Source organism: Segatella copri (genome assembly GCF_026015295.1).
Taxonomy (GTDB): Bacteria; Bacteroidota; Bacteroidia; order Bacteroidales; family Bacteroidaceae; genus Prevotella; species Prevotella copri_C.
In genome coordinates, this window is record NZ_JAPDUW010000001.1 from 541,123 (window position 1) to 566,534 (window position 25,412).

The 25,412-nt window shown below is 43.8% G+C and carries 26 protein-coding genes; 19 read left to right on the forward strand and 7 right to left on the reverse strand.

What is annotated here, in order from left to right; genetic code table 11:
• Nucleotides 1–105 precede the first annotated feature (105 nt).
• The 3 genes from uvrA to ONT18_RS02125 are packed head-to-tail and all read right to left on the reverse strand — an operon-like array spanning nucleotide 106 to nucleotide 3,856.
• Entirely contained in the window at nucleotides 106–3,003 is a 2,898-nt protein-coding gene (uvrA, locus tag ONT18_RS02115; protein WP_264903829.1) for an excinuclease ABC subunit UvrA, read from the reverse strand.
• Between the two features lie 25 nt (nucleotides 3,004–3,028).
• Entirely contained in the window at nucleotides 3,029–3,499 is a 471-nt protein-coding gene (gene rlmH / locus ONT18_RS02120) for a 23S rRNA (pseudouridine(1915)-N(3))-methyltransferase RlmH (protein ID WP_022120940.1), read from the reverse strand.
• A gap of 18 nt (nucleotides 3,500–3,517) precedes the next feature.
• Nucleotides 3,518–3,856 carry a DUF4491 family protein gene (locus tag ONT18_RS02125; protein WP_118189898.1) on the reverse strand — a complete coding sequence of 113 codons (339 nt, stop codon included), beginning with the start codon at nucleotides 3,854–3,856 and terminating at the stop codon, nucleotides 3,518–3,520.
• 242 nt (nucleotides 3,857–4,098) lie between these two features.
• Between ONT18_RS02125 and ONT18_RS02130 the strand changes: the two genes are divergently transcribed.
• On the forward strand, nucleotides 4,099–5,850 hold the full coding sequence (locus ONT18_RS02130; RefSeq protein WP_264903830.1) for a phospho-sugar mutase: 1,752 nt from the start codon (nucleotides 4,099–4,101) through the stop codon (nucleotides 5,848–5,850).
• Nucleotides 5,851–5,915: 65 nt separating this feature from the next.
• Here ONT18_RS02130 and ONT18_RS02135 read toward each other — a convergent pair whose 3' ends face one another.
• A complete protein-coding gene (locus ONT18_RS02135; RefSeq protein WP_264903831.1) occupies nucleotides 5,916–7,184 on the reverse strand; it encodes a ComEC/Rec2 family competence protein in 1,269 nt (422 codons plus the stop codon).
• A 134-nt stretch (nucleotides 7,185–7,318) separates the two neighbouring features.
• Here ONT18_RS02135 and ONT18_RS02140 point away from each other — a divergent pair, with 134 nt between their 5' ends.
• The 14 genes from ONT18_RS02140 to ONT18_RS02205 all read left to right on the forward strand — a co-directional run bounded on the left by ONT18_RS02140 (nucleotide 7,319) and on the right by ONT18_RS02205 (nucleotide 17,996).
• Entirely contained in the window at nucleotides 7,319–8,758 is a 1,440-nt protein-coding gene (locus ONT18_RS02140; RefSeq protein ID WP_264903832.1) for an amidophosphoribosyltransferase, read from the forward strand.
• Nucleotides 8,759–8,958: 200 nt separating this feature from the next.
• Complete coding sequence (locus tag ONT18_RS02145; RefSeq protein ID WP_264903833.1) at nucleotides 8,959–9,249, forward strand: hypothetical protein; 291 nt, start codon at nucleotides 8,959–8,961, stop codon at nucleotides 9,247–9,249.
• The gene (locus ONT18_RS02150) at nucleotides 9,240–9,569 is read left to right on the forward strand and encodes a type II toxin-antitoxin system RelE/ParE family toxin (RefSeq protein WP_264903834.1); all 330 of its coding nucleotides are present in this window, start codon (nucleotides 9,240–9,242) and stop codon (nucleotides 9,567–9,569) included. Before ONT18_RS02145 ends, ONT18_RS02150 begins: the two co-directional genes overlap by 10 nt.
• Nucleotides 9,570–9,648: 79 nt before the next feature.
• Nucleotides 9,649–9,906, forward strand: coding sequence for a DUF3791 domain-containing protein (locus tag ONT18_RS02155; protein WP_264903835.1), 258 nt, complete (start codon nucleotides 9,649–9,651; stop codon nucleotides 9,904–9,906).
• A 22-nt stretch (nucleotides 9,907–9,928) separates the two neighbouring features.
• Complete coding sequence (locus ONT18_RS02160; protein ID WP_264903836.1) at nucleotides 9,929–10,378, forward strand: Fic family protein; 450 nt, start codon at nucleotides 9,929–9,931, stop codon at nucleotides 10,376–10,378.
• A 7-nt stretch (nucleotides 10,379–10,385) separates the two neighbouring features.
• Nucleotides 10,386–11,153: a hypothetical protein gene (locus ONT18_RS02165; protein WP_264903837.1), complete on the forward strand. Its 768-nt coding sequence runs from the start codon at nucleotides 10,386–10,388 to the stop codon at nucleotides 11,151–11,153.
• Nucleotides 11,131–11,574 carry a helix-turn-helix domain-containing protein gene (locus tag ONT18_RS02170; protein WP_217327183.1) on the forward strand — a complete coding sequence of 148 codons (444 nt, stop codon included), beginning with the start codon at nucleotides 11,131–11,133 and terminating at the stop codon, nucleotides 11,572–11,574. Before ONT18_RS02165 ends, ONT18_RS02170 begins: the two co-directional genes overlap by 23 nt.
• 181 nt (nucleotides 11,575–11,755) lie before the next feature.
• Nucleotides 11,756–11,980: a hypothetical protein gene (locus tag ONT18_RS02175; RefSeq protein ID WP_225451492.1), complete on the forward strand. Its 225-nt coding sequence runs from the start codon at nucleotides 11,756–11,758 to the stop codon at nucleotides 11,978–11,980.
• A 96-nt stretch (nucleotides 11,981–12,076) separates the two neighbouring features.
• Nucleotides 12,077–12,847: a hypothetical protein gene (locus tag ONT18_RS02180; RefSeq protein ID WP_264903838.1), complete on the forward strand. Its 771-nt coding sequence runs from the start codon at nucleotides 12,077–12,079 to the stop codon at nucleotides 12,845–12,847.
• Between the two features lie 20 nt (nucleotides 12,848–12,867).
• Nucleotides 12,868–13,761 (forward strand): FimB/Mfa2 family fimbrial subunit, encoded by an 894-nt coding sequence (locus ONT18_RS02185; protein ID WP_264903839.1) that lies wholly within the window; start codon nucleotides 12,868–12,870, stop codon nucleotides 13,759–13,761.
• A 28-nt stretch (nucleotides 13,762–13,789) separates the two neighbouring features.
• Complete coding sequence (locus ONT18_RS02190) at nucleotides 13,790–14,683, forward strand: fimbrillin family protein (RefSeq protein ID WP_264903840.1); 894 nt, start codon at nucleotides 13,790–13,792, stop codon at nucleotides 14,681–14,683.
• 22 nt (nucleotides 14,684–14,705) lie between these two features.
• Nucleotides 14,706–15,641 (forward strand): fimbrillin family protein, encoded by a 936-nt coding sequence (locus ONT18_RS02195; RefSeq protein ID WP_264903841.1) that lies wholly within the window; start codon nucleotides 14,706–14,708, stop codon nucleotides 15,639–15,641.
• A gap of 75 nt (nucleotides 15,642–15,716) precedes the next feature.
• Nucleotides 15,717–16,610, forward strand: a complete 894-nt coding sequence (locus ONT18_RS02200; protein WP_264903842.1) for a fimbrillin family protein — start codon at nucleotides 15,717–15,719, stop codon at nucleotides 16,608–16,610.
• Between the two features lie 3 nt (nucleotides 16,611–16,613).
• The gene (locus ONT18_RS02205) at nucleotides 16,614–17,996 is read left to right on the forward strand and encodes a leucine-rich repeat domain-containing protein (RefSeq protein WP_264903843.1); all 1,383 of its coding nucleotides are present in this window, start codon (nucleotides 16,614–16,616) and stop codon (nucleotides 17,994–17,996) included.
• A 179-nt stretch (nucleotides 17,997–18,175) separates the two neighbouring features.
• Here ONT18_RS02205 and ONT18_RS02210 read toward each other — a convergent pair whose 3' ends face one another.
• Complete coding sequence (locus ONT18_RS02210; protein ID WP_264903581.1) at nucleotides 18,176–19,123, reverse strand: Rpn family recombination-promoting nuclease/putative transposase; 948 nt, start codon at nucleotides 19,121–19,123, stop codon at nucleotides 18,176–18,178.
• A 301-nt stretch (nucleotides 19,124–19,424) separates the two neighbouring features.
• Here ONT18_RS02210 and ONT18_RS02215 point away from each other — a divergent pair, with 301 nt between their 5' ends.
• Together ONT18_RS02215 and ONT18_RS02220 are read left to right on the forward strand one after the other, a co-directional pair.
• Nucleotides 19,425–19,568, forward strand: coding sequence for a hypothetical protein (locus ONT18_RS02215; RefSeq protein ID WP_153082491.1), 144 nt, complete (start codon nucleotides 19,425–19,427; stop codon nucleotides 19,566–19,568).
• Nucleotides 19,555–20,052, forward strand: a complete 498-nt coding sequence (locus tag ONT18_RS02220; RefSeq protein ID WP_118117046.1) for a DUF6169 family protein — start codon at nucleotides 19,555–19,557, stop codon at nucleotides 20,050–20,052. The genes ONT18_RS02215 and ONT18_RS02220 overlap by 14 nt, the downstream gene beginning before the upstream one ends.
• A gap of 106 nt (nucleotides 20,053–20,158) precedes the next feature.
• Here the strand turns inward: ONT18_RS02220 and ONT18_RS02225 are convergent, their stop codons facing one another.
• Complete coding sequence (locus tag ONT18_RS02225) at nucleotides 20,159–20,824, reverse strand: ATP-binding protein (protein ID WP_264903844.1); 666 nt, start codon at nucleotides 20,822–20,824, stop codon at nucleotides 20,159–20,161.
• 509 nt (nucleotides 20,825–21,333) lie between these two features.
• On the reverse strand, nucleotides 21,334–22,641 hold the full coding sequence (locus ONT18_RS02230; RefSeq protein WP_264903845.1) for a carcinine hydrolase/isopenicillin-N N-acyltransferase family protein: 1,308 nt from the start codon (nucleotides 22,639–22,641) through the stop codon (nucleotides 21,334–21,336).
• A gap of 272 nt (nucleotides 22,642–22,913) precedes the next feature.
• Between ONT18_RS02230 and ONT18_RS02235 the strand changes: the two genes are divergently transcribed.
• Both ONT18_RS02235 and ONT18_RS02240 read left to right on the forward strand, forming a co-directional pair.
• Nucleotides 22,914–23,927, forward strand: coding sequence for a helix-turn-helix transcriptional regulator (locus ONT18_RS02235; protein WP_147347233.1), 1,014 nt, complete (start codon nucleotides 22,914–22,916; stop codon nucleotides 23,925–23,927).
• Between the two features lie 153 nt (nucleotides 23,928–24,080).
• Complete coding sequence (locus ONT18_RS02240; protein WP_264903846.1) at nucleotides 24,081–25,409, forward strand: TolC family protein; 1,329 nt, start codon at nucleotides 24,081–24,083, stop codon at nucleotides 25,407–25,409.
• Nucleotides 25,410–25,412: the final 3 nt, after the last annotated feature.

Consider the following 25,412-nt stretch of genomic DNA (forward strand, 5'->3'; position numbering starts at 1 on the left):
ACCGAATTTTGCTGCAAATATACATTAAAATTTGCGATAATCATTATAAATTAAGCTATTTTATGTAAATTACTGAACCACATGCGAAAGTTCAGTCTCCAGCTCTTAACGCAAGAACTTTCCGGTAAGGCTTGCCTTGCAGGCAGCTACTTCTTCCGGAGTTCCGGCAACAACGAGATTGCCGCCCTTGTCGCCGCCTTCCGGACCGAGGTCGATGATATAGTCGGCACACTTGATGACATCCAGATTGTGCTCTATCACTACCAGCGAATGGCCCCTTTCTATCAGGGCATTGAAGGCATGGAGCAGGCGCTTGATGTCGTGGAAGTGAAGACCCGTGGTAGGCTCGTCGAAGATGAAGAGCGTAGGCTCCTGTTCCTCCTTACCTATGAAGAAGGCGAGCTTTACACGCTGATTCTCACCACCCGAAAGCGAACTTGAATTCTGACCGAGCTTGATATAACCCAGACCTACATCCTGAAGCGGCTTCAGGCGGTTTACGATGATGCGGCAGTTGTCGAAGTCGCCCTCGTTGCGCTGCAGCTTTTCATCGCTGAAGAACTCGATGGCCTCGTTTACCGTCATGTTCAGCACATCATTGACGTCTTTTCCGCCATAGCGAACCTCCAGGATATCGTGCTTGAAACGCTTGCCCTTACAAGCCTCGCAGGTCAGCGTGAGGTCTGCCATAAACTGCATCTCGATGGTAACATATCCCGCACCCTTACATTCCTCGCATCTTCCGCCTTCAGTATTGAAAGAGAAGTACTGGGGCGTGAATCCCATCTGCTTAGCCAGTGGCTGGTTGGCAAAGAGGGCACGTATCGCATCGTATGCCTTCAGATAAGTGGCAGGGTTGCTGCGGGTACTCTTTCCGATAGGGTTCTGGTCAACAAACTCTACATGACTGATGCTCTTCCAGTCGCCTTCCATAGATGCATATTCGCCTGGTGCATCTGCTACGAGGTCCAGACGGCGACGCATGGCAGGATAGAGGATTCCCTTGATGAGCGAACTCTTGCCTGAGCCTGATACACCGGTTACGCAGGTGAATACGTTGAGCGGTATCTTAACGTCGATGCCGCGCAGATTGTTCATCCGGGCTCCCTTGATTTCGATATACTGGTTCCAGGCACGGTGGCTCGTTGGCACCTTTATCTCCTCGTTGTGGGTCAGGTATTTGATGGTATAACTCTCCGGATATTCAGCCAGCAGCTTTTCCTGTTCAGCCTTGTCGGTGGTTGAATATTCTGATGACGGACCGGCGTAGACCACTCTTCCGCCCAGTCTGCCGGCATCCGGACCGATATCGATGAGATAGTCGGCTGCCCGCATAATCTCTTCGTCGTGTTCTACCACAACCACCGTATTGCCCAGTTGCTGCAGTTCTTTCAGCACCTTAATCAGTCGGGCAGTATCGCGGCTATGGAGTCCGATACTAGGTTCGTCGAGGATATATACGCTACCCACGAGCGATGAGCCCAGGTTGGTGGTCAGGTTGATGCGCTGACTCTCACCGCCGGAGAGGGTGTTGGAGAGTCGGTTGAGCGTAAGATAACCCAGACCAACATCCAGGAGGAACTGCAGACGGTGGGTGATTTCGGTGAGCAGACGCTTGCTGATTTCCTTCTCATGCTCCGAGAGTTCCAGTTTCCTGAACCATTCGCTCAGGTTCACAATCGACATCTCAACCAGTTCGGTGATGCTCTTTCCGCCAATCTTCACATAGTTGGCTTCCTTCTTGAGTCGCGTACCATGGCAGTCAGGACAAATCGTCTTTCCACGGAATCGGCTCAGCATCACGCGGTATTGTATCTTGTACTGGTTCTCCTTTACCATTCTGAAGAACTCATCGATGCTCACCCTTTCCTGCTGTTTACGTTTCTTTTCGCCAGGCAGACCGTGCCACAGCCAGTCCTTCTGCTGCTGAGTCAGTTCGAAATAAGGCTTGAAGATAGGGAAGTCGTATTCTGCAGCTCTGCGGATGAATTCCTTGAGCCACATACCCATCTTTTCGCCTCGCCAGCAAACCACACATCCGTCATATACGCTCATCGAAGTGTTCGGGATGACGAGTTTCTCATCGATGCCTATTATGCTGCCGAAACCTTCGCAGGTAGGGCAGGCTCCGAGAGGAGAGTTGAAGGCAAACATGTTGTCGGTAGGCTCTTCAAACTGCATGCCGTCAGCTTCGAACCGGGTAGAGAAGTCGTAGCAGATGTTGCTTGGCAGGAAGACGAGGCGGCAGGCTCCATCTCCCTCATAGAAGGCTGTTTCGGCAGAATCCATCAGTCGGCTGATGTCATCCTTCTCATCGCTTACCGAAGCACGGTCGATGACGAGGTAAATCTCCTTTCCCTGTTGTCCTATGATTTTCTTGAGGTCTTCTCCGCTAGCTTCCAGCAGTTGTTTGTCGGCAGATTCCAGAAAATCTTCGATGCGGACAAACTCATTATTTACCATGATGCGAGCATAGCCTTCCTGCATGTACATCTCCAGTTGCTTGCTGAGGTTTCTTCCTTCGATGACATGGATAGGAGCGAGGATGACATACTTGGTACCTTTCGAATATTGACGGGTACAGGCTAATACATCCTCTGTGGTATGGCGCTTCACTTCTTGTCCGCTGATTGGCGAATAGGTTTTTCCGATGCGTGCGTAGAGCAGTCGCAGGTATTCGTAGATTTCGGTGTTGGTGCCCACGGTAGATCGTGGGTTGCGCGAAATCACCTTCTGTTCGATGGCGATGGCAGGTGGCAATCCCTTGATGAAATCACATTCCGGTTTGCTCATACGTCCCAGAAACTGGCGAGCGTATGAAGATAGCGACTCCACATAGCGGCGCTGGCCCTCAGCATATAAGGTATCAAAAGCCAACGATGATTTTCCCGATCCGGAGACACCCGTAATGGCAACAAACTTGCCCTGAGGTATCTTCACATCGATATTCTTGAGGTTGTTGGCTCTTGCCCCTTTTATTTCTATATATTTATCTTTTGGCATATTCTTTTTTTTTACCCTTTTACCTTTATTCATGGTGGTAAGGTTCACCTTTTATAATAGTACATGCGCGATAGAGCGCCTCGGTAAAGATAAGGCGAACCATCTGATGCGAGAAGGTCATCTTGGAGAGGGAAATCTTCTCGTTGGCGCGGTCGTAGACTGACGGTGAGAAACCGTAAGGACCGCCGATGACAAAGACGAGCCTGCGGGCAGTGGCCTGCTTGCGCTCTATCCATTTGGCAAACTCGATGCTTCGGAATTCCTGTCCATGTTCATCCATCAGCACCACCGTATCCGAAGGCTGGAGGAGTTTCAGAATCAGTTCTCCTTCCCGTTCCTTCTGCTGCTGTTCGCTGAGACTCTTGGTGTTCTTGAGCTCAGGAATGGTTGTTATGTTGAAAGGCATATAATGGGTGATGCGCTCGGCATAATCCTTGATGCCCGCAATGAAATGCTTGTTTACGGTCTTTCCGACCAGAATGAGTTCTGTCTTCATTTCGTTGGCGTTTTCTTCCTATACACTTTCATGTTTACTCTTCGCTTCGTCCCTGTAATATCCTGTTCCTATTCTTTTCGGATTCTTCGGGAACCAGCCTTTCTCGCAGCGTTGTCTCTGTTCGAAGAGTTCACCGATGCTCCAAAGGCATGAAGCACCTACTACGCCCAGTATGGCAGAGAAGAGCACGTTGGCAACCAGGAAGGCAGCTCCGATGCAGATGATGCCTGCAACGAGGAAAACCCACCAATAGCGGGTGCCCGTATAATATTCCGTCTTCATGACGATAGGGTGAAAGATACCTATTATTAAAAAAGTGGATACGGCGATGATGACGCCCGTGTAATATACTTCCATATTCTATTTTTTTATATTTTGTTCATTCAACTTTTGCTATCTTACCAATACAATATTGCTAAATATTAGCCTTATTCTATTTTCAATTCCATTTCAATGTGCAAAAATACAAAAAAAACTTCATTCTTGCTTGGTTTATCAAAATTTTTATATAACTTTGTACGCAAATAGAGAAATTATGCATTGTTTTCGTGCACATCCTTCTCGATAAGAATTAATTAATTACATAATATAATCAAACTATGGCTAATAACGCAGAATTGATCAAGCAGTGTGAAGAAAGAGCACAGCAGTGGCTCACACCTGCTTTTGACGAAGAAACCCGTAAGGAAGTAAAGGCAATGCTCGACGCAGAGGATAAGTCAGCTCTCGTTGATGCATTCTATCAGAACTTGGAGTTCGGTACTGGTGGTTTGCGCGGTATCATGGGCGCAGGTACCAACCGCATGAACAAGTATATCGTTGGTATGGCTACACAGGGCTTTGCTAACTACATCCTCAAGGCTTTCCCAGGTGAGGAGAACCTTTCTGTAGTGGTAGGTCACGACTGCCGTAACAACTCCCGTCTCTTCGCTGAGACCGTAGCTGCCATCTTCTCTGCCAATGGCATCAAGGCTTATCTCTTCGAGAGCCTCCGTCCTACACCAGAGATTTCTTTCGCTATCCGCGAGCTCGGTGCAAAGGCTGGTGTCAACGTAACAGCTTCTCACAACCCTAAGGAGTACAACGGTTACAAGGCTTACTGGAGCGACGGTGCTCAGGTTCTGGCTCCACACGATACAGGTATCATCGAGGAGGTAAACAAGGTTACTATCGACCAGGTGAAGTTTGAGGCTAACTGGGATAAAATCAAGATTATCGGTGGTGAGATGGATTACGACTACATGACAGCCGTTCATTCTGCTATGATTGACCAGGATGTCATCAACCGTCAGAAAGACCTCAACATCGTTTATTCAGCTATGCACGGTACAGGTCGTGTCATCGTACCTCTCTGTCTGCGTTCTTGGGGCTTCCAGAACATCAATGTAGTTCCTGAGCAGATGGTTGTAGATGGCAACTTCCCTACAGTGGTTTCTCCTAACCCAGAGAATGCAGAGGCTATGACCCTCGGTATGAAGCTCGGTACCAAGTTGAACGCTGACCTCGTTGTAGCTACTGACCCAGATGCTGACCGCCTCGCTATCGTTTGCCGTGACGACAAGGGCGAGTGGATGATCATCAACGGTAACCAGACAGCCATGATGTTCTGCTACTACATCATCGAGAACAAGAAGAAGTTGGGCAAGTTGAAGCCAACAGACTTCCTCGTGAAGACCATCGTAACAACAGAAGTTATCGCTGAGATTGCCAAGAAGAACAACGTAGAGTTGCGCGACTGCTACACTGGTTTCAAGTGGATTGCACGCGAGATTGCTATCTCTGAGGGCAAGCAGCAGTACATCGGTGGTGGTGAGGAGAGCTTCGGTTTCTTGCCATACGATAAGGTACGCGATAAGGATGCTCCTGCATCTATCTGTCTGATTTGCGAGATTGCAGCATGGGCTAAGGATCAGGGCAAGACTCTCTACGACCTCCTGATGCAGATTTATGCAGAGTATGGCTTCAGCAAGGAGTTCACTGTAAACGTAGTTCGCCCAGGTAAGACCGGTGCTGACGAGATTAAGCAGATGATGGCAGACTTCCGTGCCAACCCTCCACAGGAGTTGGGTGGCAGCAAGGTGGTAACCTGGAAGGACTATCAGTCTTTGGAGGTTAAGCATGCTGACGGCAGCGTAGAGAAGCTCGATATGCCTGCTACAAGCAATGTGCTCCAGTGGTTCTGCGATGACAACACCAAGGTAAGTGTCCGTCCATCAGGTACAGAGCCTAAGATTAAGTTCTATATTGAGGTAAAGGATCCTTCATTCAAGTGCGCTGGCTGCTACAACCGCTGCACAGCTGCTGCAATGGATAAGATCGAGGCTATCAAGAAGAGCCTGAATTTGGATTAATGAATGAAAATTGATAGGGAGATGCCTTTTGAGGTATTCTCCCGACAATCCTGTTTTTTTGAGCATTATCTATAATTTGTAAATAATGCATTTTCCAGCGAGAAGTCTTCCTGACTTCTCGCCATTTTGTTTCTTATCCTCTTCATTTTTATCCAGCCTGCATATACTAATCCCAGGGCGGCATAGATGATGAAAAGGATAGGGAGGGGAAGGTGGATTCCATCGATACTGGCACCGGGAGCCAGGGAGGTGAGATGGAAGGCGGTGTTGGCAAAATGAGTGATGACTACCAATGCCTTTGCCACCCAGGTTATCAGCCAGGAGAAAAGAGAGACTGTTGGCGACAGGAGTAGGAAAGGGCTCATCAGCATCAGCATGCAACAGAGATAAAGAATGCCCATGGCTGCTGGAATTGCAATGAAAGTAGTAAGAAGGGAATAGCACGAGATGCGCCCGAAATAGTAAGTGATGAGAGGAAGAGTTCCTATCTGTGCTGCTGCCGATACGCAGAGCATCCCCCAGATCCATTGGGATAAGCGATGGGTAGGGTGATAAAGTGAACAGAGCAACGGAAGGAATACGATGATGGAACCTACTGCCGCAAACGACATTTGGAAACTGAGGTCGAAGAGATAGAGCGGATTACACAATAGCATGATGGTAAAAGCGATGGATAGCGAACGGAGCGAATCCTTGTTTCGCCGGGTCATGGTAACAAATCCATAAACACTCAGCATGGTGGCTGAACGAACGGCACTCGCTGGCATGCCTATGAACAGGACATACATCCAGATGGCTACAAGCGCTGAGAGTATAACGAAGATGTGGCGGCGATTGCCTCCCAGTAACATGATAAGCAGTTGGAAGATGATGCTGATATGCAGTCCGCTTACGGCTAATACATGGCTTGCTCCAGCTACGGAATAAACCTCTTTCGTGTCCTTGTCCAGTGCCGTCTTATCGCCCATTGCCATTGCAGCAATGACCCCAAAGTCTTCATTCTCAATACCTAATCCCTTCAGCTTCTGTTCTATTTCCGCTCTCCGTTCTTGCGCTGTTGTCAGAAACCGGTCCTGTTCCGACAGTTCATCCATCGTAAAATAGGTAACAGGCTTTCGGTTGCGGCATTCTTGATAGGAAGTGAGAAGACCACCCAAAAGAAACAGACAGATATAAAAAAAAATGCATTGACTTTGTATCCATTTCCGCAGGACAATAGCCATGCTTGTCATGACCAGCAGGAGAATGAGCCATAGGGTCGGGTTCATCTGGTCATAGCCATATCTGGTCATGATGATACCCGTGCTCAGTATGATGCTCATTCTGATATTCATGTGCAAAGTCATCTTATGTTGAGCGCAAAGATACATTAAAATTCTGAAAATCGACTATTTTTTCTTGCATATTTTACATCTTTTTATTACCTTTGCACCCAATATTACAAACAATAACATAGAATTATACTCTTATGGGAGGTATTTTCGGAACTATTTCCAAGAAAAGTTGTGTCGCAGACTTGTTCTACGGCACCGATTACAACTCACATCTCGGCACACGTCGAGGCGGTTTGGCAACCTATAGTAGTGAGAAAGGCTTTGTGCGCTCAATTCACAACCTCGAAAGTTCTTATTTCAGAACGAAGTTTGAACCTACACTCAACAAGTTTGAGGGAGCGACTTCTGGTATCGGCGTAATCAGCGATACGGATGCGCAGCCATTAATCATGAACTCACATCTTGGCCGATTCGCTATTTGTACTGTAGCTAAGATTGTAAACAAGGATGAACTGACCCAGCACCTGCTAGACAAGAACATGCACTTTGCAGAGATGTCTTCAGGCAGCACCAACCCAACCGAGTTGGTTGCATTACTCATTATTCAGGGCAAGACATTCCGCGAAGGTATCGAGAATGTATTCCACCACATCAAGGGCTCCTGTACCATGATGATTCTTACCGAGGATGGTATCATCTGTGCCCGCGACAGTTGGGGACGTACACCTATTATTATAGGTAAGAAAGAAGGTGCCTTTGCTGCTTCCAGCGAGACCACCTCGTTCCCTAACCTCGATTATGAAACAGAATATGAGCTGGGTCCGGGCGAAATCGTCAAGATTACTGCCGACAAGATGGAGCAGCTTCGTCCTGCCAACAAGAAGATGCAGGTTTGTTCTTTCCTCTGGGTTTACTATGGTTTCCCTACATCTACCTATGAGGGCAAGAATGTAGAGGAGGCTCGTTTTACCAACGGTTTCAATCTCGCCAAGAGTGATGATGTTGAGGTAGACTGCTGCAGCGGTATTCCGGATTCTGGTACTGGTATGGCGATGGGATATGCTGCCGGCAAGGGTGTGCCTTATCAGCGTTGTATTGCCAAATATACTCCTACATGGCCTCGTAGCTTTACTCCAAGCAACCAGAGCATGCGTTCATTGGTAGCCAAGATGAAGCTGATTCCTAACAAGGCGATGCTCAAGGGCAAGCGTGTGTTGTTCTGTGATGACAGTATCGTTCGCGGTACCCAGCTTCGCGACAACGTGAAGGTGCTTTTCGACCAGGCAGGCTTGAAGGAGTGCCATATGCGTATTGCATGTCCTCCATTGGTATATGGTTGTCCGTTCATCAACTTCACTTCTTCAAAGAGTGATATGGAGCTGATTACCCGTCGCATCATCGAGAAGTTTGAGGGCGATGCCAACAAGAATCTTGAGAAATACGCTACCACCGGTTCTCCTGAGTATCAGAAGATGGTAGATGAGATTGCTAACCAGTTGGGCTTGACTACATTGAAGTTCAATACCATCGAGCAGCTTGTTGAGGCTATCGGTCTTCCAAAGTGCCAGGTATGTACCCACTGCTTCGATGGCAGCAGCGCATATACTCTTGATGAGTTTGCTGATGAAGACTAAATCATCTTTTTGCGAGATAGATAAATATGTAAGTGGCGAAATGAGTAGGCTGACAGTCTGCTGGTTTCGCCATTCTTCGTTTGTTCTCTTCTGGATAAGCAAATACTTTGTGATACATTTTTGTGTTAAAATATCGAATATTCTTTGAATTATCAGATAATTACCGTATTTTTGCAGAAAGGTTTAAAATAGAGTTGTTTATGAAAATATCAGATTATAGCAATATAACATCGACTCCTGTTTGGAATGAAGTGAAAAACTGGAGTGACGATGACAAGAATGAGCTTATTACATTGCTTTATACAACAATGGATAAGGTAAATCCTTATGTCGTTCCTGAGCCTGATGAGATAGATGCTTTTGTGAACGAGATTCCTCGTGAAGCCTTGGCAGCTAGTGTGGAGATGGCATTAAAGGATTATGAAAATGGTAATACCATTTCCCATTCAGAATTAATGAGTCGTATAAAAGCGGAACGAGGATGGAAATAGAATGGTCATTGCTTGCTTCAAGACAATTGAACGATGTTTTAGATTTTGTAGAAACAGAATATGGTTCTATAACAGCAAGAAAAGTGTTTGATAAGTTCGATGCTAATGTTAATAGTTTACTGAGAAATCCAAATCGTGGCATATTAGATTCTGATTTGTCAGATACTCAATTTACTGTTAGACATTTGCAGCTATTCCCTAATGTGCTCTATTATGTAGTGAAAGGTGATTCCATAATAATTTCAGCCGTAATGCATTATAAGCAGTCTCCTCAAACTGTGTATAAAACAGTTATGCGATCATTAGAAAGGTATAGATAGAGCTGAGGGTGTATTCTTATTAGAGAAAGCTCATGTAAAATCAACTATGTGTGGCTGAGCCACAGAAAGGAGAATAATAATGAATACAGAAAGCAAGGCTGTATTTGTGTCATTCTGCATAGAACAATATGCTAAGGCAAAGAATATGTCTACAGAAGATGTAGTGAATTTGTTTGAACAGTATGGCATAGCTGAGCATTTTAGAAATCATACAGTAATGAGTGCAAAAATAACACAAGACAATCTTTATATGTTGTTGCCATTGAAGATTGGATGGCTTGCTCCTTGGCTCTCGGAAGGGTATAAGTCTTACAGATGCCATCAATCGTATATATGACGAAGACATCAATGTCACGTTTATGAATAATGACAAGGCACAGGAATTTGTCATCACGGTTTGGAGAGAAGAAAGTAACGAAGTTGGTAACGAAGTCCATGATAAAAGTAACCAAGTCGAAGACTTAGATACTGGACTTAGACACTCTAACACCGACTTAGACACCGGACTTAGACACTCTGACACCAACTTAGACACCGGACTTAGACACTCTGACACCGACTTAGACACTCAACTTAGACACTCTGACACTCCAAAAGTGTCATTGTCTAACAAGCAAAGGGACATAGTAAATTTCTGTTCAGTTCCTCGAACCACCAAAGAGATACTTGACAGAATTGGTGTCAGTATGCATTCCAAGAACCGTGAGCGTTACATCACCTCCCTTGTTGCAGCAGGATATTTGCAGATGACTAATCCGGATAATCCTACGGCAAGTAATCAAAAATACAAGAAAGTAAACAAAAGATAAGAAGCGTATGGATTCATTATTTCTACTTCAGTTTGCATGTTTTATATTCATGCTCATCAATGCCTTCTTCGTGGCACTCTCTCATCTGCATGTAAGATGGGAGAACAAGCGGTATGAGCGTTCTCGATGGATGATCGTTGCTGCCCTGATAGGACTGGCGATACAATATGTGCTGCAGATGGGGTTCGGCTTCCGTGCTATGCACGATAATTTAGGGGCGGTCATCAACATCCTCCTCTATACCCCCTGCTTCTCGCTCATCTCCATAGGAATCTACAACATAGAAACCACCCGTGCTAACCTCAGAAAGATGATACTGATGTGTAGTGGCATTTATGCTGCCATCATTGTGGTCTTTTGCGTGGGTATCAGTCTTCATCATAGCCTGTATATCAGAGAAGGACTTTATCTGATGCTGACTCTGTTTTGCGTAAGTGTTTTCTATTGCATATACATGATTATTCAGGAGATGATTAGGCGTAAAAATATGTTGGAGACAATGGCGGCAACGGACTTGTTGCCTTACGTAAGATATTCGCGTGCAAGTGTAATCATTCTATGGCTCGCAATTCTCGCTATGCCAGTTGCCATCTTTTCTACTACCTTATTATATATAGTAGGTCCAGCCGTATTGCTTGCCTTGCTGTTCTTCAATCTTACGTTTATCGCTCTCGGCAGCAGTTATATCCCTACCGAAGAACTCTTGGATAAAGAAGTGGAAAACTATGCCTTAGTGGGAACAAAATATAGATATGGGGGGGGCACTTTCTGCTAAACAGCAGACCTCTGCTGATAGTAGAACAGAATCTTTACAACCACTTTCCGATGAGCGCAGAGATTTCATCCAGAAAAGTCTTGATGCATGGTGTGCGAATTTAGGATATAAGGACAGTACTGTGAATATGCTTACCCTCTCTCGCACACTTTGTATCTCCAAGGATGAGTTATCTGTATTCTTCGACCAGTATCTGAAAACTACATTCAGAATATGGCTTGGTGATATACGTTTCAATGCGGCAAAGAAGATGATGTTGGAATTTCCAGACTATAGTAATGACATTATTTCTGCCGAGTGTGGCTTCTCTGCCCGTACCTATCTGTACCGGATATTCAAGTCAAAGGAAGGTTGTACGCCTACCGAATGGCGAGAAGAACAAGTTGCAAATGCAGCCCCAGATGATAAAAAACAGGATTAACCATTTTTCAATAAACACCAGAAAAACGCATAATAAAAGGGAATAAATCGTTAAAATGGGTGTCTACTTCCTACGAAGTAGACACCTAAAACATAGGAAGTAGACACATTGACAGGGGAATGCGCCACCTTTTTTTGATGAAAAACACTATCTTTGTGCCATGAAAGAAATAATAGAAACAATGCCAAGGATTGAATTAGCCCTGATCATCATCGGGGTGTTTGTACTCATATTAGGTATTATCTTGGGATATGCCATGATACATGAGTACAGGATGTATCTTGAGAATCATTGGAAGGCTCGCTATAGCTTTCGTGACTTCATCAAGAGAGAACGCTTTTATATCTATTTGCTGTTGGCATCCATATTTATCTTCTTAACAAACCTCTTGTATTTCCTGGAGTGACTTTCGGATAGAATGGATGAATTAGCTTTATGATGGATACCTGTCTTGTAATTGGAGACAGATCCTTACCTTTACGATAAAAAATAAATGAATGATATGGCAAATTATTTGACAACAAAAAATCGGTTACTGGTTGCAGCACTTGCTTTAATTCTTCCATTTTCTTTCGCGAAAGCAGAAGTAAGAGAAGATGGAAAGACCGGTCAGCAAGGCTGGTATGTAGGTATTGAGGGTGGAATGCCTTTCGGTTTCTCTACTTTCTCAAGTTTCGGACACGACAAGACGCACCTCGGTTGGGCTGCTGGCTTATATGGGGGCTATCGTTTCAACTCCATATTCTCGGCTGAGTTATCTGCCAAGTATGGAGAAATGAACTTGTCTGCACAAGACTGTTGCGTAGAATGTAACTATTGGTTGGGTAGCGACGGCGTGCTCTACAAGGCAGGTGTCTTAGGCATGGATAGTTGGGAGTATGCCAATCTGAAAAGCCATGTCAGAATGGGCAGATATGGGGCAAGAGTGAACGTTCATCTCCTTGGACTGTTCCATCAAACAGCTAACAGCCGATGGGATTTGGCTGTTTCACCTCATATATATGCAGTAACGACCAAGGCTGATATTCAGACTATAGCCGATGATGCTAAGGTGATGAAAGGTTCTACCAACTGGCATTTGGGTTATGGTGCAGACTTGCAGGTTGGTTATCAACTGACTTCATGTCTGAAATTGGGCATCTATTCCGGTCTGACTCGTCTTACTGGCGAACGTATGGACGGAATGCCTGAGCATCTGCATAAGAACAACTTTGTTTGGGAAAGTGGAGTAAGGTTGGGATTCAGCTTACCTTTCAACAATCATCAACAGTAACCCATAAAACAAGATAGAAAATGAAAGCAAAAAGAAGATTTAATATTTGGTTATGGGTGCTGCTATGCGTCCCATGCCTGTTGGCAAGTTGCGACCATAATGTTCATTCTGATGAGGAAGAAAGTGGCTTGTCGGTATCGCTCACTTGGGCAGATGAAGCTGACCAAGGTACCGAAGTGAAGGATGTGAAGCTCTGGATATTCAATGCCGATGACGGTTCGCTTGTAGAGGAAAAACATGGTGGCAGTGCTCAGGAGTTGGCAAGCCAACGCTTCGCTCTTCCTGAAGGGCATTATCAGATATTGGCTATTACCAATCTCATAGAGCCATTCTTCACCACTGACCAGACCAGGGCTTTGACCAACTGGAACAATATCCAGATAGGCTTGACCAATCCTAAGGATGTAAGGAACAATGCCTATTTCGGAGTTGCCGATGTGAAGATAGATAACAAGGAGGGCAGCTATGTGGTGCAAAACCCTATGAAGAGCGTGCTTTCGGAACTGACCATCATCATAGAGAATGTGCCGAAAGGCACAGAGATGAGTGGCAAGGCATTAGATGCAGCCTGGTGTCTGTTCCCTACACAGAAGAATGGTGATGGAGAATACGGTTTGCCGAGCATAGAGCCAACGGAAGTAGAAATACCTACTATCCTGGCTACGGAATCAACCCTGAAATCGGAAGTCATTCGGCTGATGCCGACCATACAGGGAAGCCCCGCCTCTCATGTTTATCTCCGCCTCGTGCTCCCTGACGAGACCTTGCAGGAGTATGACATCACCGCCCCTGCGATGAAGGTTGGAGGAAAGTATGAGTTGCGGCTCAACTACAACCAAATGCAGCCAAAGATGAATCTGGAAGCTACCATCAACGGTTGGACGAACCTCAACAATGAAGTAGAAATCAAATAATAATAATAACATTTAAAATATTGATAAAATGAAAAAGATGACGAAGTTTTTCGCCCTTGCACTCTTGGCAGGTGCAATGGTTTCATGCAGTACAGAAGACACCGCACCTTCTACCCAGAACGATAAGGTAGCCGTGCAGTTTACTGGTGGTATCAGCGTAAACACCCGTGCTGCCGGTCAAGCCTGGGCTGTTGGTGACAAGATTGGTATCTTCATGACAGAAGCAGGCAAGACACTCTCTGCGGATGCAATCAAAGAGGGTGTTGACAATGTTTGCTATCAGTCAAATGGAAGTATAGCCTTTTCACCTGTTTCTGGTGGTAAGACTGTTTTCTTCCCGATAGATGGAGATGTGGACTTCTATTCTTACTATCCACAGGCCACTGTCAATGACTACAAGGTTGCACTTGATGTAACAGACCAAACGAAACAAGAAACTATCGACTTCATGTATGCCAAGACAGAAGGCTGCAACAAAGCTACGCCACAGGTTGACTTGAAGTTCTTCCATAAGTTAAGCAATCTTATTTTGGATGTTCAACCAGGTAACGGTCTCACGCAAGAAGACCTTAAGAAAATGACTGTGACAGTGAAAGGCCAGAATACCAAAGCCACTTTCAATCTTGTGGATGGAACTATCTCTGGTGAAGAAACTCCTGCGGACATCACGATGAAAACTACCGAAGCTGGCAAGCTGTATGAGGCAATCCTGCTCCCTACAGAAGAAGCAAGCCGAGTGATAGAGTTTGACCTCAAGAATGGTTACGACGCTCCTTTTGTATGGACAATGCCTGTAAAACTTGAGGGTGGCAAAAGATACCACTATACAGTAGTAAAATTGAGTCGTTCTGCCGTAGATATTTCTGGAACCATTAAGCCTTGGACAGAGGCAGGAGACAATAATGAACATATAGCACAATAACAACACTTAAAATATAACGTTTATGAAGAAGTTTAAAATCTTATACATCGCAGCCGCAGCATTGCTGTTTGCAGCTTGCGCTAACGAAGAAGACGGTATCGGCAACAATGGTCCTGTTGCTGCTACCGTACAGGCGGATATTGTTAAAAACATCACACGTGCCACCACTGACGATACATGGTCTAAGAATGATGCCATTGGCGTAAATGTCACATCAACAGGCAATACAACAGGAGACAACAAAAAGTATGTAACAACAAATGGGGATGGTACTTTTGAAGCTGCTGACAATAACAACATCATCTATTTCAAGGACAACAAAGAGACAACATTTAGTGCATACTATCCTTATAACAAATTCTTAACTGATGGTAAAATGAATTGGAATATAGCTGAGGTAGTAGCAAACCAACCTTGTAAGGCTGATGTACTTTTTGCCTCAGGAGCTACTGCAAGCAAAGCATCTCCAATTGTGAATTTTACAGATATCGAACATCGCTTTAAGCATTGTATGAGTTTGGTTGAATTCAAAATTAAACCAGGGCAGGGTGTCAAATATAACAATTATAAATTCAATAGCTTGAATATGAAAGGAATATTTACAAGCGGTAAATTTGACACAAGAACAGGTTCGGTTGAAACTATTGGTGACAGAGCTACTCTTACTCATCCTTTTTATGATGTACCTTTTGAAAACGAAGAAAGTTTTGCTTATATCATGTTGCCGCAAAGCCTTGAAAGCAATAAAATGGATATAGAGATTTACTTGTTGTTGAATGATAGCGAAGTAAAATACACAACCTCTATAACACCATCCACCAATGGACAATTTGAAGGTGGCAAAAAATATACATACAACATAACTGTTAAAAATACTGGGATTACTATAGAAAATGCTAACATAGTTCCTTGGGGAAATGGTGATTCAAGTGATTTAGATGCAGAAATAGAACAATAAAGTACTGAAAATAGGAAATACAGGGTTAGTGAGCTTGGCCGCTCACTAACTCACTAACAATAAAAACTGAAGATTATGAAGACGATAAAACAAAGAATTTCCTATGCGGTAATGGGCCTTATGGCTATGGGCTTTACTGCATGTACGCAAAATGAAGATATGGCTCCAACGCTGAATGGGCAGGAAATCAATGCAACTTTCTCTGTTGGAGGTATGCAGACTCGTGTCAATACATTAGGGGCTGGCAACATTTGGGAGAATAAGGACCGAATAAGGGTACTGCAAATTTTCGGTGATGAAACAACTAAAACTGGTGAATATAAATATGTGGAAGAAAATGGGTTATACCGTTGGGAACCTACCGTAAGACTTCGTTGGGAAAAAGTAGGAAAGCGTGATTTGATTGCTTGGTATCCTTCTGATATAGACATTCCTCATATCTATAATTTGCATACAGACCAAAGTGATGAGACTAAGTTGAAAGCTGCAGATTTAATAAACGGATATTGGTACGATGTCCCTAAAGATTATGTAGATATTCCAATGAAGCATCGTATGTCTATGGTTACAATAGTATATCATGTTGGTACTGCAGATTATCCTAATATGGATATGAGTGAACCACAAGTGTATTCTAAACACAACAGTGTTAGATTTGACAGAGACCAAATCCATGGGCAATTTGAAATGAGTACACCTACAGGTAATCCAGATTGGGTACAAGCCTGTAAGCATGACGGCGATATGTTTTCAGCAATCGTTATCCCTGGTTCATACAAAACTGGCGAGATTTTCGTGAAATTCAAGATAGGCGATAAAAACTTCCATGCAAAAATGAAGTCAGATACAGACTTTGAAGAGGGTAAACGCTACACCTACAAACTCGATGTAGGAAAAGACAAAGTTGAACTGACAAGAATCAGCATAGATGATATGACTGGTTGGACAAACGAAGATGAACTCAAATAAACAATGGAGGATATAACTATGCGCAAGATATTTCAATACATCATGCTGGCAGTCGTTACCATAGTAATGGCGTCATGCACAAGTGATATAGAAGAAACAACCGCAGCAACAGGCAAGAGCAACGTACAGTTAGTTGTAGGTGAATTTCCTGCATTCGGAGATTCACAGACTCGTGCTATTGGTACACCTGATGAAGGCAAGACTTCATGGGCAGAAGGAGATGAGTTGCTTCTGGAGATGACCAGTAAGACTTTAGGGACTAAGTATGCTGCTTTTAAATATAATGGCAGTAGCTGGGAATTGACAAGTGGCGAGTTGTCTTATAAAGAAGACGAAGTGCCAACCTTTCCTCATGTATATTATGCCCCTAATTACAAATGGGAAGCCGGCAAATTAGTTTTGAAAGAAGGTAAGGCTGCTGGAACCGATGAATACATCGAGGGAAAAGCCAATATCACCCCTAATGGTCAGGCTATAACCGTAGAATTTTCCAAGGCAACACGCAACTATTCACGCTTGCGCATTGCGACAAATTATAGTGAGGACATTACTGTTACAGTTAGTAATTTTAGTCCAGGCAATACTGTTGCCCTAACAGACAACACCTATACCTTGACTCCAGACAATAACGGTAATGTCTATTTGTATGGTCATTTTACTGTTCAAACCTCTATTGGTATAAAATTGAAAGAGTATTCTTTACTTAATTATACATTTAGAGAAAGTACGATTGATGGCAAAAGTTATGCTTTGGATGCAAATGTTGTCTTTGCAGACAACATGGAGGCTGAAGATCTTGGGAAAACTATTAAGGAGCAATTGGATGCAGGAAAAACGAATATTAAACTCATACTTGCTTCTGATGCAGGAGAGAATGTATTTGCCATAATTAAAGATGCTTTATATGGTGGAACAGCAGGTAGCATAAACCTTTCTTTAATAGGATGCAAGGAGATTCCGACAAAAGGATTGAGTAATTGGGACGGCAAGTTAGATGCTTTAAAATCCATTTATTTACCAGATATTACAAGAATTGGAGTAGAAGGTTTAGCCTATTGTGTATATTTGGAAGAAATAAATACTCCAAATGTAACTTCAATACACGAGAATGCTTTTGGGGGATGTACAAACTTACAAAAAATTACTTTTGGAGAGCTAACTGAAGTGAAAGGGCTATCTCATGACTATGACGGAATCCTTGACCCTGGGGTAGACACTGAACGTATAAATTTAGTTTTGTCAGAGAACCAAAAAGTTATGACAAAAAACAGGCAAGGAAATGAATATTTTTGGACTCCGACAAAAGAATATTATAAAGGGAGCGTTGAGTATGGCATCCCATCGTTTCTCGAATATAAATTCAATTCCGTGAGCTTAAAAAAATAAGTTCGTAGTTTTTAGTACTAGTCCACATTCTATTATGTAGAATTTGGTTGCTTTTATTAGAAATTACCTATACTGGTTTGCATTGTGTGCTCTTTTCTTAATCGGGAAACGACAAGGGTCTATATGCCACGATGAAAAGGTGGCGTATAGACCCTTGATTATATGGTGATATTCGTAATCTACATCTCTGCTTTCAGCAGCTTTATCTCCTCTGACGTCAGCCCCGTCATATCCATGATAGACGCTTCATCCATACCCTTTGCCAGCATCTTCCTGGCAATTTCAAGGCTTCGCAGGTTCATGCCTTCAGCTCTGCCTTCTTCTCTACCTTTCTCCATACCTTTTTCCATACCTTCCTTCATACCAATTTCCTTACCCTCAGCTATACCTTCACGCTTAGCAGTGTCTACGGAATTCTTGATGTCGCGATATGCCATCTTGCTGGTCTCGTACTCCCTCATTTCCTGCGGAGTAAACTTGGCTATCTCGGCTTCCTCGAAGAGACGGTCGAAGACCTTGTCGCACAGTTCTTTAGGGCGCTGGGTAAGTTTATAGAGATTCTTCAGTGCATAGAGCCACTTCTCGTAGAGCGTATCCAGTTCTTCCAGGGATTTGTTGAACTTGGAAATCTCTACATAGATATATTCGAGTTTGTCGTAAAATACTTTGTGGGTAGCTGTGTCGCACAACTGCACATGATGGCGGATTTTCTCCTTGTCGAATGCATCCTCGTTCATGCTGAAGTTGAGCAGGGCAATGGTATAGATATGATTGAGCTTGAAATCCCACTCATTCCCCTTGGGCGCCTGTTCTCGGATAGGGAAGGTGGAGTAGAAGAGGGCGCGATCCTTGAAATACGTCTGGTAGGCATTCTGCATTTCAACGATGAACTTCTCGCCGTTTTCGCCCTCGCAATATACATCAAAGATGGCTCTGCGGTCGGTATATACATCTCCCACATGCTCTGGATTCAGATACGACACGTCCTTCACAACCTGTCTGCCATTAAACAAGCTGTTGAGGAAGCAAATGAGCAAATCCTTGTTCATTGCTGTTCCGAAAATTCGCTTGAAACCGAAGTCGGTCAGCAAGCTGATATATCTTTCTTCTACCTGTTTCATAATCATCTGTATTAAAAATCCATGCCGCAAAGTTACGACTTTATTTTCAAACCCGCAAGAGATTTCAGTGAAAAGTTTATGAAAAAGTAAGAGATTGCGTTTCTTATGTGACAGGACAAGGGTCTATATGCCACGATGAACAGGTGGCGTATAGACCCTTCATTTGTGGCATGGAATGGCTATCTTTTATCTTTTAAAATACGGGAATCCAAATTTTCCCGAAACTTTTCTCCCGTTTTCTTTGCACTTTCAAAATAAAAGCTTATCTTTGCAACCAACAAGAAGTAGAACTTTAAAATGAATAAGTATGGCTTTAAAAATTAAAACTCGTGAAGAAGCAATTGCTGTATTACGAGATATGGTTAGACGTAAAAAAGAAATGGAAGCAAAGGCTCAAATAGACTTTGCTAAAGCACGAGAGGAGGCTGCAGACTGTTATGCATGCCTTTAACTTAACTCGCCTCAATTTTCATTCTCCTTATAAGGTCTGGATAGATAATGGATCATATAAGTTCTTAACAGATTATGGTGTTCAGTATCGAATAGAATTTGTAGAAAACAATAATATTTGGGAGGATGAAAAAGCGTATGAATTCGGCATTCTCAATGAAAACAAGAAGAATTCTCCTAACGATTCTAAAGTTAAAGCAACTATACAATGTATTATAGAGGAATTCTTTCTTACGAATCCAGATATACTTCTATATCAATGTGAAACGGGTGATAGCAGACAGGCTATGCGAGCTCGCCTTTTTACCAGATGGTTTAACGAATTCGATAAACGAGATCGTTTTTGTGTCAAGGTTTCTATTCTTAGGGATGAAGAAGTTGACAATTACATAGCCATTATAGTTCAAAAGAGTAATCCTAAGTTGAATGACATTCTTCGAGATTTTGATGAGTTTATCGGTTTCTTTGATACAAAGCCCGAATAATATAGTAAATCTGCAATTAACTTGGTTGGCAAGGGTCTATATGCCACGATGAACAGGTGGCGTATAGACCCTTGATTATATGGTGATATTTGTAATCTACCTGGCATCAAACCAAAGTAGTCATTTTCAGAAAATCTCGCAGATGAATGTGCTTAATGCCATCAATATTGGTTTGACCATAAAGCCTATCCATAGAAATCACGTATTTGGGATGACTGTCTTTTATCAGTTTCAAATTGCCGAATTCACGCTCTACCGTTTCCTCAGAAGCCAGCAGATAGGTAACTTGCACATACGCCACACTATCCGCTTTTTCGGCAACAAAATCAATCTCAGCCTTATACATCTGACCAACATATACTTTATACCCCATCCTGCACAAATGGATATATACAGCGTTCTCCATCACCTTTTCGATATCAAAACGCCTGTTGCCACCTATAATATGATTCCTGATTCCCAGGTCTTCGAAATAGAACTTGTCGCCTAACTCGAAAAGTCGCTTGCCATGAATGTCGTATCTGTTAACTCGATCGATAATAAAAGCATTGCTTAAATACTCCAAATACGTGAGAATCATCTTGGCAGACGTTTCGGTGTTCTGGCTTTTCAGAAATTTTACAATACTCGTTGCTGAGAATTGTTTACCGATATTATCACTCACAAACTTCAGCAGCGTTCGCAACAATGGTATGTTTCTGATGTTTTCTCGCTCTATGATATCACGAAGTACTATCGTATTATACACATTGTCAAGATAATCTTCTACCAAATCCGTATTTTCCAATCCAAAACTGCGCAACTGAGGGAGCCCGCCATACTGCAGATACAGGTTCAAGGAAGCATCATCATTCCACGTCCAAACATGCGTTCGATACGATTGGAATACCCTAGTCTTTCTAATATTTTTTGTTTCATACGAGTAAAACTTTTCGCAAAGATACTCTTTTTGTTTCACATAAGTAACAAAAACGATAGGTTTTTTGTTTTTATTACTTATAATTAACAGGTTTGGTGCACATTGCGCCTCACGGGAAAACGACAAGGGTCTATATGCCACGATGAGAGGTGGGCGTATAGACCCTTCAGTCAAGCAGCTCGGCTCTTGATGCTGGTGCTGAGGTTACAGCAGGTTTGAAAGTGGGTCCATTCCACATGGATGCCAAAATGAACTGAAGAAAGAACTATAAGAAGATAGGTCTAGCGACCCCGCAAAGAGCGGTGTAGCTAGACCTGTTTTTATATTATTTCTCGGCAAAATCTTCTTTTGCATAAAATGTGTTATTTTGCATAGAACGTAAACTTGTTCTTGTAGTCTCTGTTCACGCAGACGGTTGCCTTGCGCTGGGAGAGATTGTATACCACCGACCACTGGGTATGGCTCGTTGGATTGCCTGGAGTTTCTGCCTGACTCACACCATTGAGCAGATTCATGGCTCCTTCCTCTGACAACTGGTTACTGTTCTGCTTGATGACGAATTCCATTATGTCGTAGCGGGTCTTGCCGTGGTTCGAGAGTTTCGGACCTTTATCTGAACATGCCATGGTTTCAGATACATAGAAGTTGCTGGCATAGCGCTTTTCTATCACCTCGCGGGTGTTTGGCAATACGTCAGGATATTTGAAATGAGTCTTTCCGTCTTCACCCGTATATTCATCGTCGATGTAAATCTTGCTTTGGTGATCCTTGTCATATACGAATTCTACGATGGCATAACGGCCCGTGGCATCTGCCATGTAGAAATGATAGTTGCCGTCATTATCCGGTATCCAGAGGTCATATCCGTCCAGAATCTTGAGAGCTTCATCTACCGTCTTGGCATGATCCAGCATCATGCGTAAGGCCAGGGTTGTAGTCAGTTTCTTGCCCGTGCTTGCCTGCTGGGTTGGTTTGCCGTCAAGATGAAGAACGGAAACGGCAAAGCCTGCCTCGTTCATGCCGTCCATCAGAAGATATGGGAATGCCATGATATAGGAAAGGTCTTGTGTCTTATACTTCTCAAACTGTTCCTTGTTATATAGAATGTAATGCCAGAGATCCTGTCGGTAACCTATCCAGTAGGCATCCACCATGCTGATGGATTTCAGTCCACCTTCTGGAGCCGTGCGAACCAGGGCTGCTGCAATCGGTTCATTATCGTGAGAGTAGTCAAAGTTGCGCCCCATCAGATAATCACCAGTATCTGGTGTCGTAACAGCAAAAGCACTGCAGCCGGCATCCAGCTTGACTCTTGCCTTGAGCCAGGATGGTGTTTTGTCGCAGAGGGTTTTCAATACGGCACCAATCAGTTGGGTGTTGTCGGTAAGATTATAGCCTGATATGGTAGAGAGTTTGTAATCCTCCGTATAGTCAAGATAGAAGAATCTTCCGTCTTTCAAGTCCTGGATGGACCGGACCATCTCCAGTTTCTTGGCATCGGTCAGTAGACTGGCTGGTACGTCCTGATAGTGTGCCTGATAGTTTACTTCTTCATGGTCATCATCGCTGCATGAAGATAGCAGAAACATACAGAATGTGATGCTGAAACTTAAGCATAAAAACAGAAACCATTGTATGTGCTTACTGTTGAAAGTGATATTCTTTTTCATACCTAATTAGTATTAAATGATTGATAAATGATTTGAATTTTCAAATGCAAAAGTAATGGAAAACCACTCTCGGTAGGGAGAAAAGTACACTGAAAAATGCTGATTTTTCTGGAATTATAAAAAAATATCCCTCAAAATACATCAAAACCAATCCTTTTTATTATTTTTGCAAGAAGAAAAAGCGATTCGTCTGTCTGTGCAAAATGATTCGTCAGTCAGGGCAAACCTGCCTCATCTGTCAATACGAAATAATTTATCTATCCATTATGAATATGAAAGAAAAGAACGCAAAGAAATCTAAGATACATCAGTTAGGATTCTCTTTCCTGAAGAGAGAATCTAATTACTTGGACCGCCAACGTCAAGCTATCCTTGTGTGTTTCTCCGTGATGCTCTCTTTGGGCATCCTGTCAAATATCCTGGGCTTTTCTGGAGCCTTTGATCCGTTTTTTACCGTGTCTAACATCGTTTTTCTTATTGTCGTGTTATCCTCCTTCATGGCTTATCTCTTCGGGAAAATCCCAATGGTGAGGGCAATCGTTTGTATCGCTATCGCCACCCAGTGCTTTATTGGAGCCGATATCCTCTACAGTGCCTTTATGCCTACGCTGAAAGATAACAGAATGGTGATTCTCATCAATATGCTTATCCTTTCAGGCAACATGTTTTTCTCGCTGGCGGCTTATCAGGCGCGTCTCACACGCTGGCTGGTGGGAATAGCTTTTGGGGTTTATATATTGAGTGTGATTGTAACGGGGGATGAATCGCTCATGGATTATTTCTTCATGATGATGCTCATATTGCTTTTTATCAGCGTGCTGAGTCTGGCTGTTGCCAGAAACGGTGAGTATCTTGTCAATGCGAACAGAACGTTGCAGCGTGATGAGGAAGAACTGCTCCAGGTGCTGAAGATTAACAAAAAGCAGATTAAGGCATACGTGGCTCTGGCGAAGGAAAGGCATGATGTTAAACTTACCGCGCATTTGCTGGATCTTCTGGGTGAGGCTTCGCAGAAGAATGTCATAGACAATGTGATGCAATATCTCCAGACCCGCGAATTGAGCAAACAGAACATAGAACGCGTCTTTCCCGAGTTGAGTGCCTCTGAACAGGAAATCTGTTACCTTATCCTGCAGAACAGAAAGCTGAGTGAGATTTGCACGCTGCTCAACAAGTCGGAATCGAACATCACTACCCAGCGGGCCAACATCAGAAAGAAGTTGGGAATGGGCTCTGCTGATAACCTGAAGAAGGTTCTGGAGAAGCGCATAGCTGAAAGCCAGTAGGCCGATGAGGCTGATACTGAACCATATCCTGTTATTTTCGGAAATTTTGAACATATTGTGATAAGATGTGAATAGTCATTTATCACCGAAAAGCCGTACCTTTGCACCCAGATAATGAATGAAACGTAAATCAATAGAAATCATTAAGAAGAAATGAAGAAAATAATCATCTTATGTTTCGCGCTCGGAGCTTTCCATACTCTTGGCGCACAGGAGACGCTTACGCTCAGCCAGTGTCTGCAGATGGCAGTGGATAATAACCTGTCGCTCCAGAGCAGCCGAAACGAAATAGCTAAGGGAAAGTACGCTATCAGCGAAAATCAGGCTAAACTCTATCCGCAGATCAATGCGGTGGCACAGCTCAACGACAACTTTACGCCGCCTGTTTCGGTTACCGACGGCTCGGCTTACGGCAAGCCTTATAATGTAACCAAGACGTTGCAGTATAATACATCGGCGGGTGTACAATTGCAGATGCCACTGTATAACCAGATGATTCTTACCGCCATCGATATTACCAAGATTGCCGATAAACTCAACCAACTCTCTTATGAGAAGGCGCGTGAAGACCTCATCGTGCAGACTGCCAAGATGTATTACATGGCGCAGAACACATCTGAGCAGATTCGGCTGACGGATGACAACATCAAGCGACTGGTAGAACTCAGAAACATCACCCAGGCATTCTATGACAACCAGATGAGTCTGGAGGTCGATCTGAAGCGTGTGAATCTCAATATCGAGAACCTCACCGTGCAGCGCGATAACGCCATCGCCATGCTCGAACAGCAGTATACCATGCTCAAGTATGTGATAGATTATCCTGCCGAGAAGGAGATGAAGGTGACAGCCGTAGATCCGGGAAAGATTGAGATGGTGAAGGCTGACGGACTGGATACGGGACTCTACGAACTCCAGTTGCTGGAACAGAAGAAACTGCTCACCCAGAAGCAGACCAAACTAGCCAAGGACGGCTATCTGCCATCGCTCTCGCTGACCGGAAACCTGATGTATTCTGCCTTTACCGATAGGATTGATCACTGGATTCATTCGGGCGAATCAAACCACTGGTATGGGTCCAATGGTCTGGGCATCCAGCTGCGAGTGCCTGTATTCGATGGTTTTGAAAAGCGTTCTAAAATCAGAAAGGCGAAGATAGAGGAGGAGAATGCACGCATCGGTTACGAGGACGCCCTGAAGGGACTGCAGGCAAACTATATGAATGCGGTGAGCGAGGTGAACAACAGTCAGCGCAACTACAAGAAACAGTTTGATAATTATACCATGGCGCAGGATGTTTACAACGTAACAGCCGACCAGTATAAGGAGGGTGTGGCTTCGATGACAGCGGTGCTGCAGGACGAGATGCGCATGAGTGAGGCGATGAACAATTATCTCACAGCCTACTATCGCTACAAGGTTGCCAATCTCTCGCTGCTCAAGCTGACTGGACAGCTCAACCAGATTTCGGTTGCTAAATAACGG

Bases quoted from the DNA above. Each gene is read 5' to 3' on its own strand.
- ONT18_RS02230 (WP_264903845.1), bottom strand. From the start codon at position 22,641: ATGAAAAAGAATATCACTTTCAACAGTAAGCACATACAATGGTTTCTG.
- ONT18_RS02185 (WP_264903839.1), top strand. From the start codon at position 12,868: ATGAAAGCAAAAAGAAGATTTAATATTTGGTTATGGGTGCTGCTATGC.
- ONT18_RS02220 (WP_118117046.1), top strand. From the start codon at position 19,555: ATGCATGCCTTTAACTTAACTCGCCTCAATTTTCATTCTCCTTATAAG.
- ONT18_RS02160 (WP_264903836.1), top strand. From the start codon at position 9,929: ATGAATAATGACAAGGCACAGGAATTTGTCATCACGGTTTGGAGAGAA.
- ONT18_RS02240 (WP_264903846.1), top strand. From the start codon at position 24,081: ATGAAGAAAATAATCATCTTATGTTTCGCGCTCGGAGCTTTCCATACT.
- ONT18_RS02200 (WP_264903842.1), top strand. From the start codon at position 15,717: ATGAAGACGATAAAACAAAGAATTTCCTATGCGGTAATGGGCCTTATG.
- ONT18_RS02155 (WP_264903835.1), top strand. From the start codon at position 9,649: ATGAATACAGAAAGCAAGGCTGTATTTGTGTCATTCTGCATAGAACAA.
- ONT18_RS02150 (WP_264903834.1), top strand. From the start codon at position 9,240: ATGGAAATAGAATGGTCATTGCTTGCTTCAAGACAATTGAACGATGTT.
- ONT18_RS02235 (WP_147347233.1), top strand. From the start codon at position 22,914: ATGAAAGAAAAGAACGCAAAGAAATCTAAGATACATCAGTTAGGATTC.
- rlmH (WP_022120940.1), bottom strand. From the start codon at position 3,499: ATGAAGACAGAACTCATTCTGGTCGGAAAGACCGTAAACAAGCATTTC.
- ONT18_RS02130 (WP_264903830.1), top strand. From the start codon at position 4,099: ATGGCTAATAACGCAGAATTGATCAAGCAGTGTGAAGAAAGAGCACAG.
- ONT18_RS02165 (WP_264903837.1), top strand. From the start codon at position 10,386: ATGGATTCATTATTTCTACTTCAGTTTGCATGTTTTATATTCATGCTC.
- uvrA (WP_264903829.1), bottom strand. From the start codon at position 3,003: ATGCCAAAAGATAAATATATAGAAATAAAAGGGGCAAGAGCCAACAAC.
- ONT18_RS02145 (WP_264903833.1), top strand. From the start codon at position 8,959: ATGAAAATATCAGATTATAGCAATATAACATCGACTCCTGTTTGGAAT.
- ONT18_RS02135 (WP_264903831.1), bottom strand. From the start codon at position 7,184: ATGAATATCAGAATGAGCATCATACTGAGCACGGGTATCATCATGACC.
- ONT18_RS02170 (WP_217327183.1), top strand. From the start codon at position 11,131: ATGGGGGGGGCACTTTCTGCTAAACAGCAGACCTCTGCTGATAGTAGA.
- ONT18_RS02215 (WP_153082491.1), top strand. From the start codon at position 19,425: ATGGCTTTAAAAATTAAAACTCGTGAAGAAGCAATTGCTGTATTACGA.
- ONT18_RS02210 (WP_264903581.1), bottom strand. From the start codon at position 19,123: ATGATTATGAAACAGGTAGAAGAAAGATATATCAGCTTGCTGACCGAC.
- ONT18_RS02195 (WP_264903841.1), top strand. From the start codon at position 14,706: ATGAAGAAGTTTAAAATCTTATACATCGCAGCCGCAGCATTGCTGTTT.
- ONT18_RS02205 (WP_264903843.1), top strand. From the start codon at position 16,614: ATGGAGGATATAACTATGCGCAAGATATTTCAATACATCATGCTGGCA.
- ONT18_RS02140 (WP_264903832.1), top strand. From the start codon at position 7,319: ATGGGAGGTATTTTCGGAACTATTTCCAAGAAAAGTTGTGTCGCAGAC.
- ONT18_RS02190 (WP_264903840.1), top strand. From the start codon at position 13,790: ATGAAAAAGATGACGAAGTTTTTCGCCCTTGCACTCTTGGCAGGTGCA.
- ONT18_RS02125 (WP_118189898.1), bottom strand. From the start codon at position 3,856: ATGGAAGTATATTACACGGGCGTCATCATCGCCGTATCCACTTTTTTA.
- ONT18_RS02175 (WP_225451492.1), top strand. From the start codon at position 11,756: ATGCCAAGGATTGAATTAGCCCTGATCATCATCGGGGTGTTTGTACTC.
- ONT18_RS02180 (WP_264903838.1), top strand. From the start codon at position 12,077: ATGGCAAATTATTTGACAACAAAAAATCGGTTACTGGTTGCAGCACTT.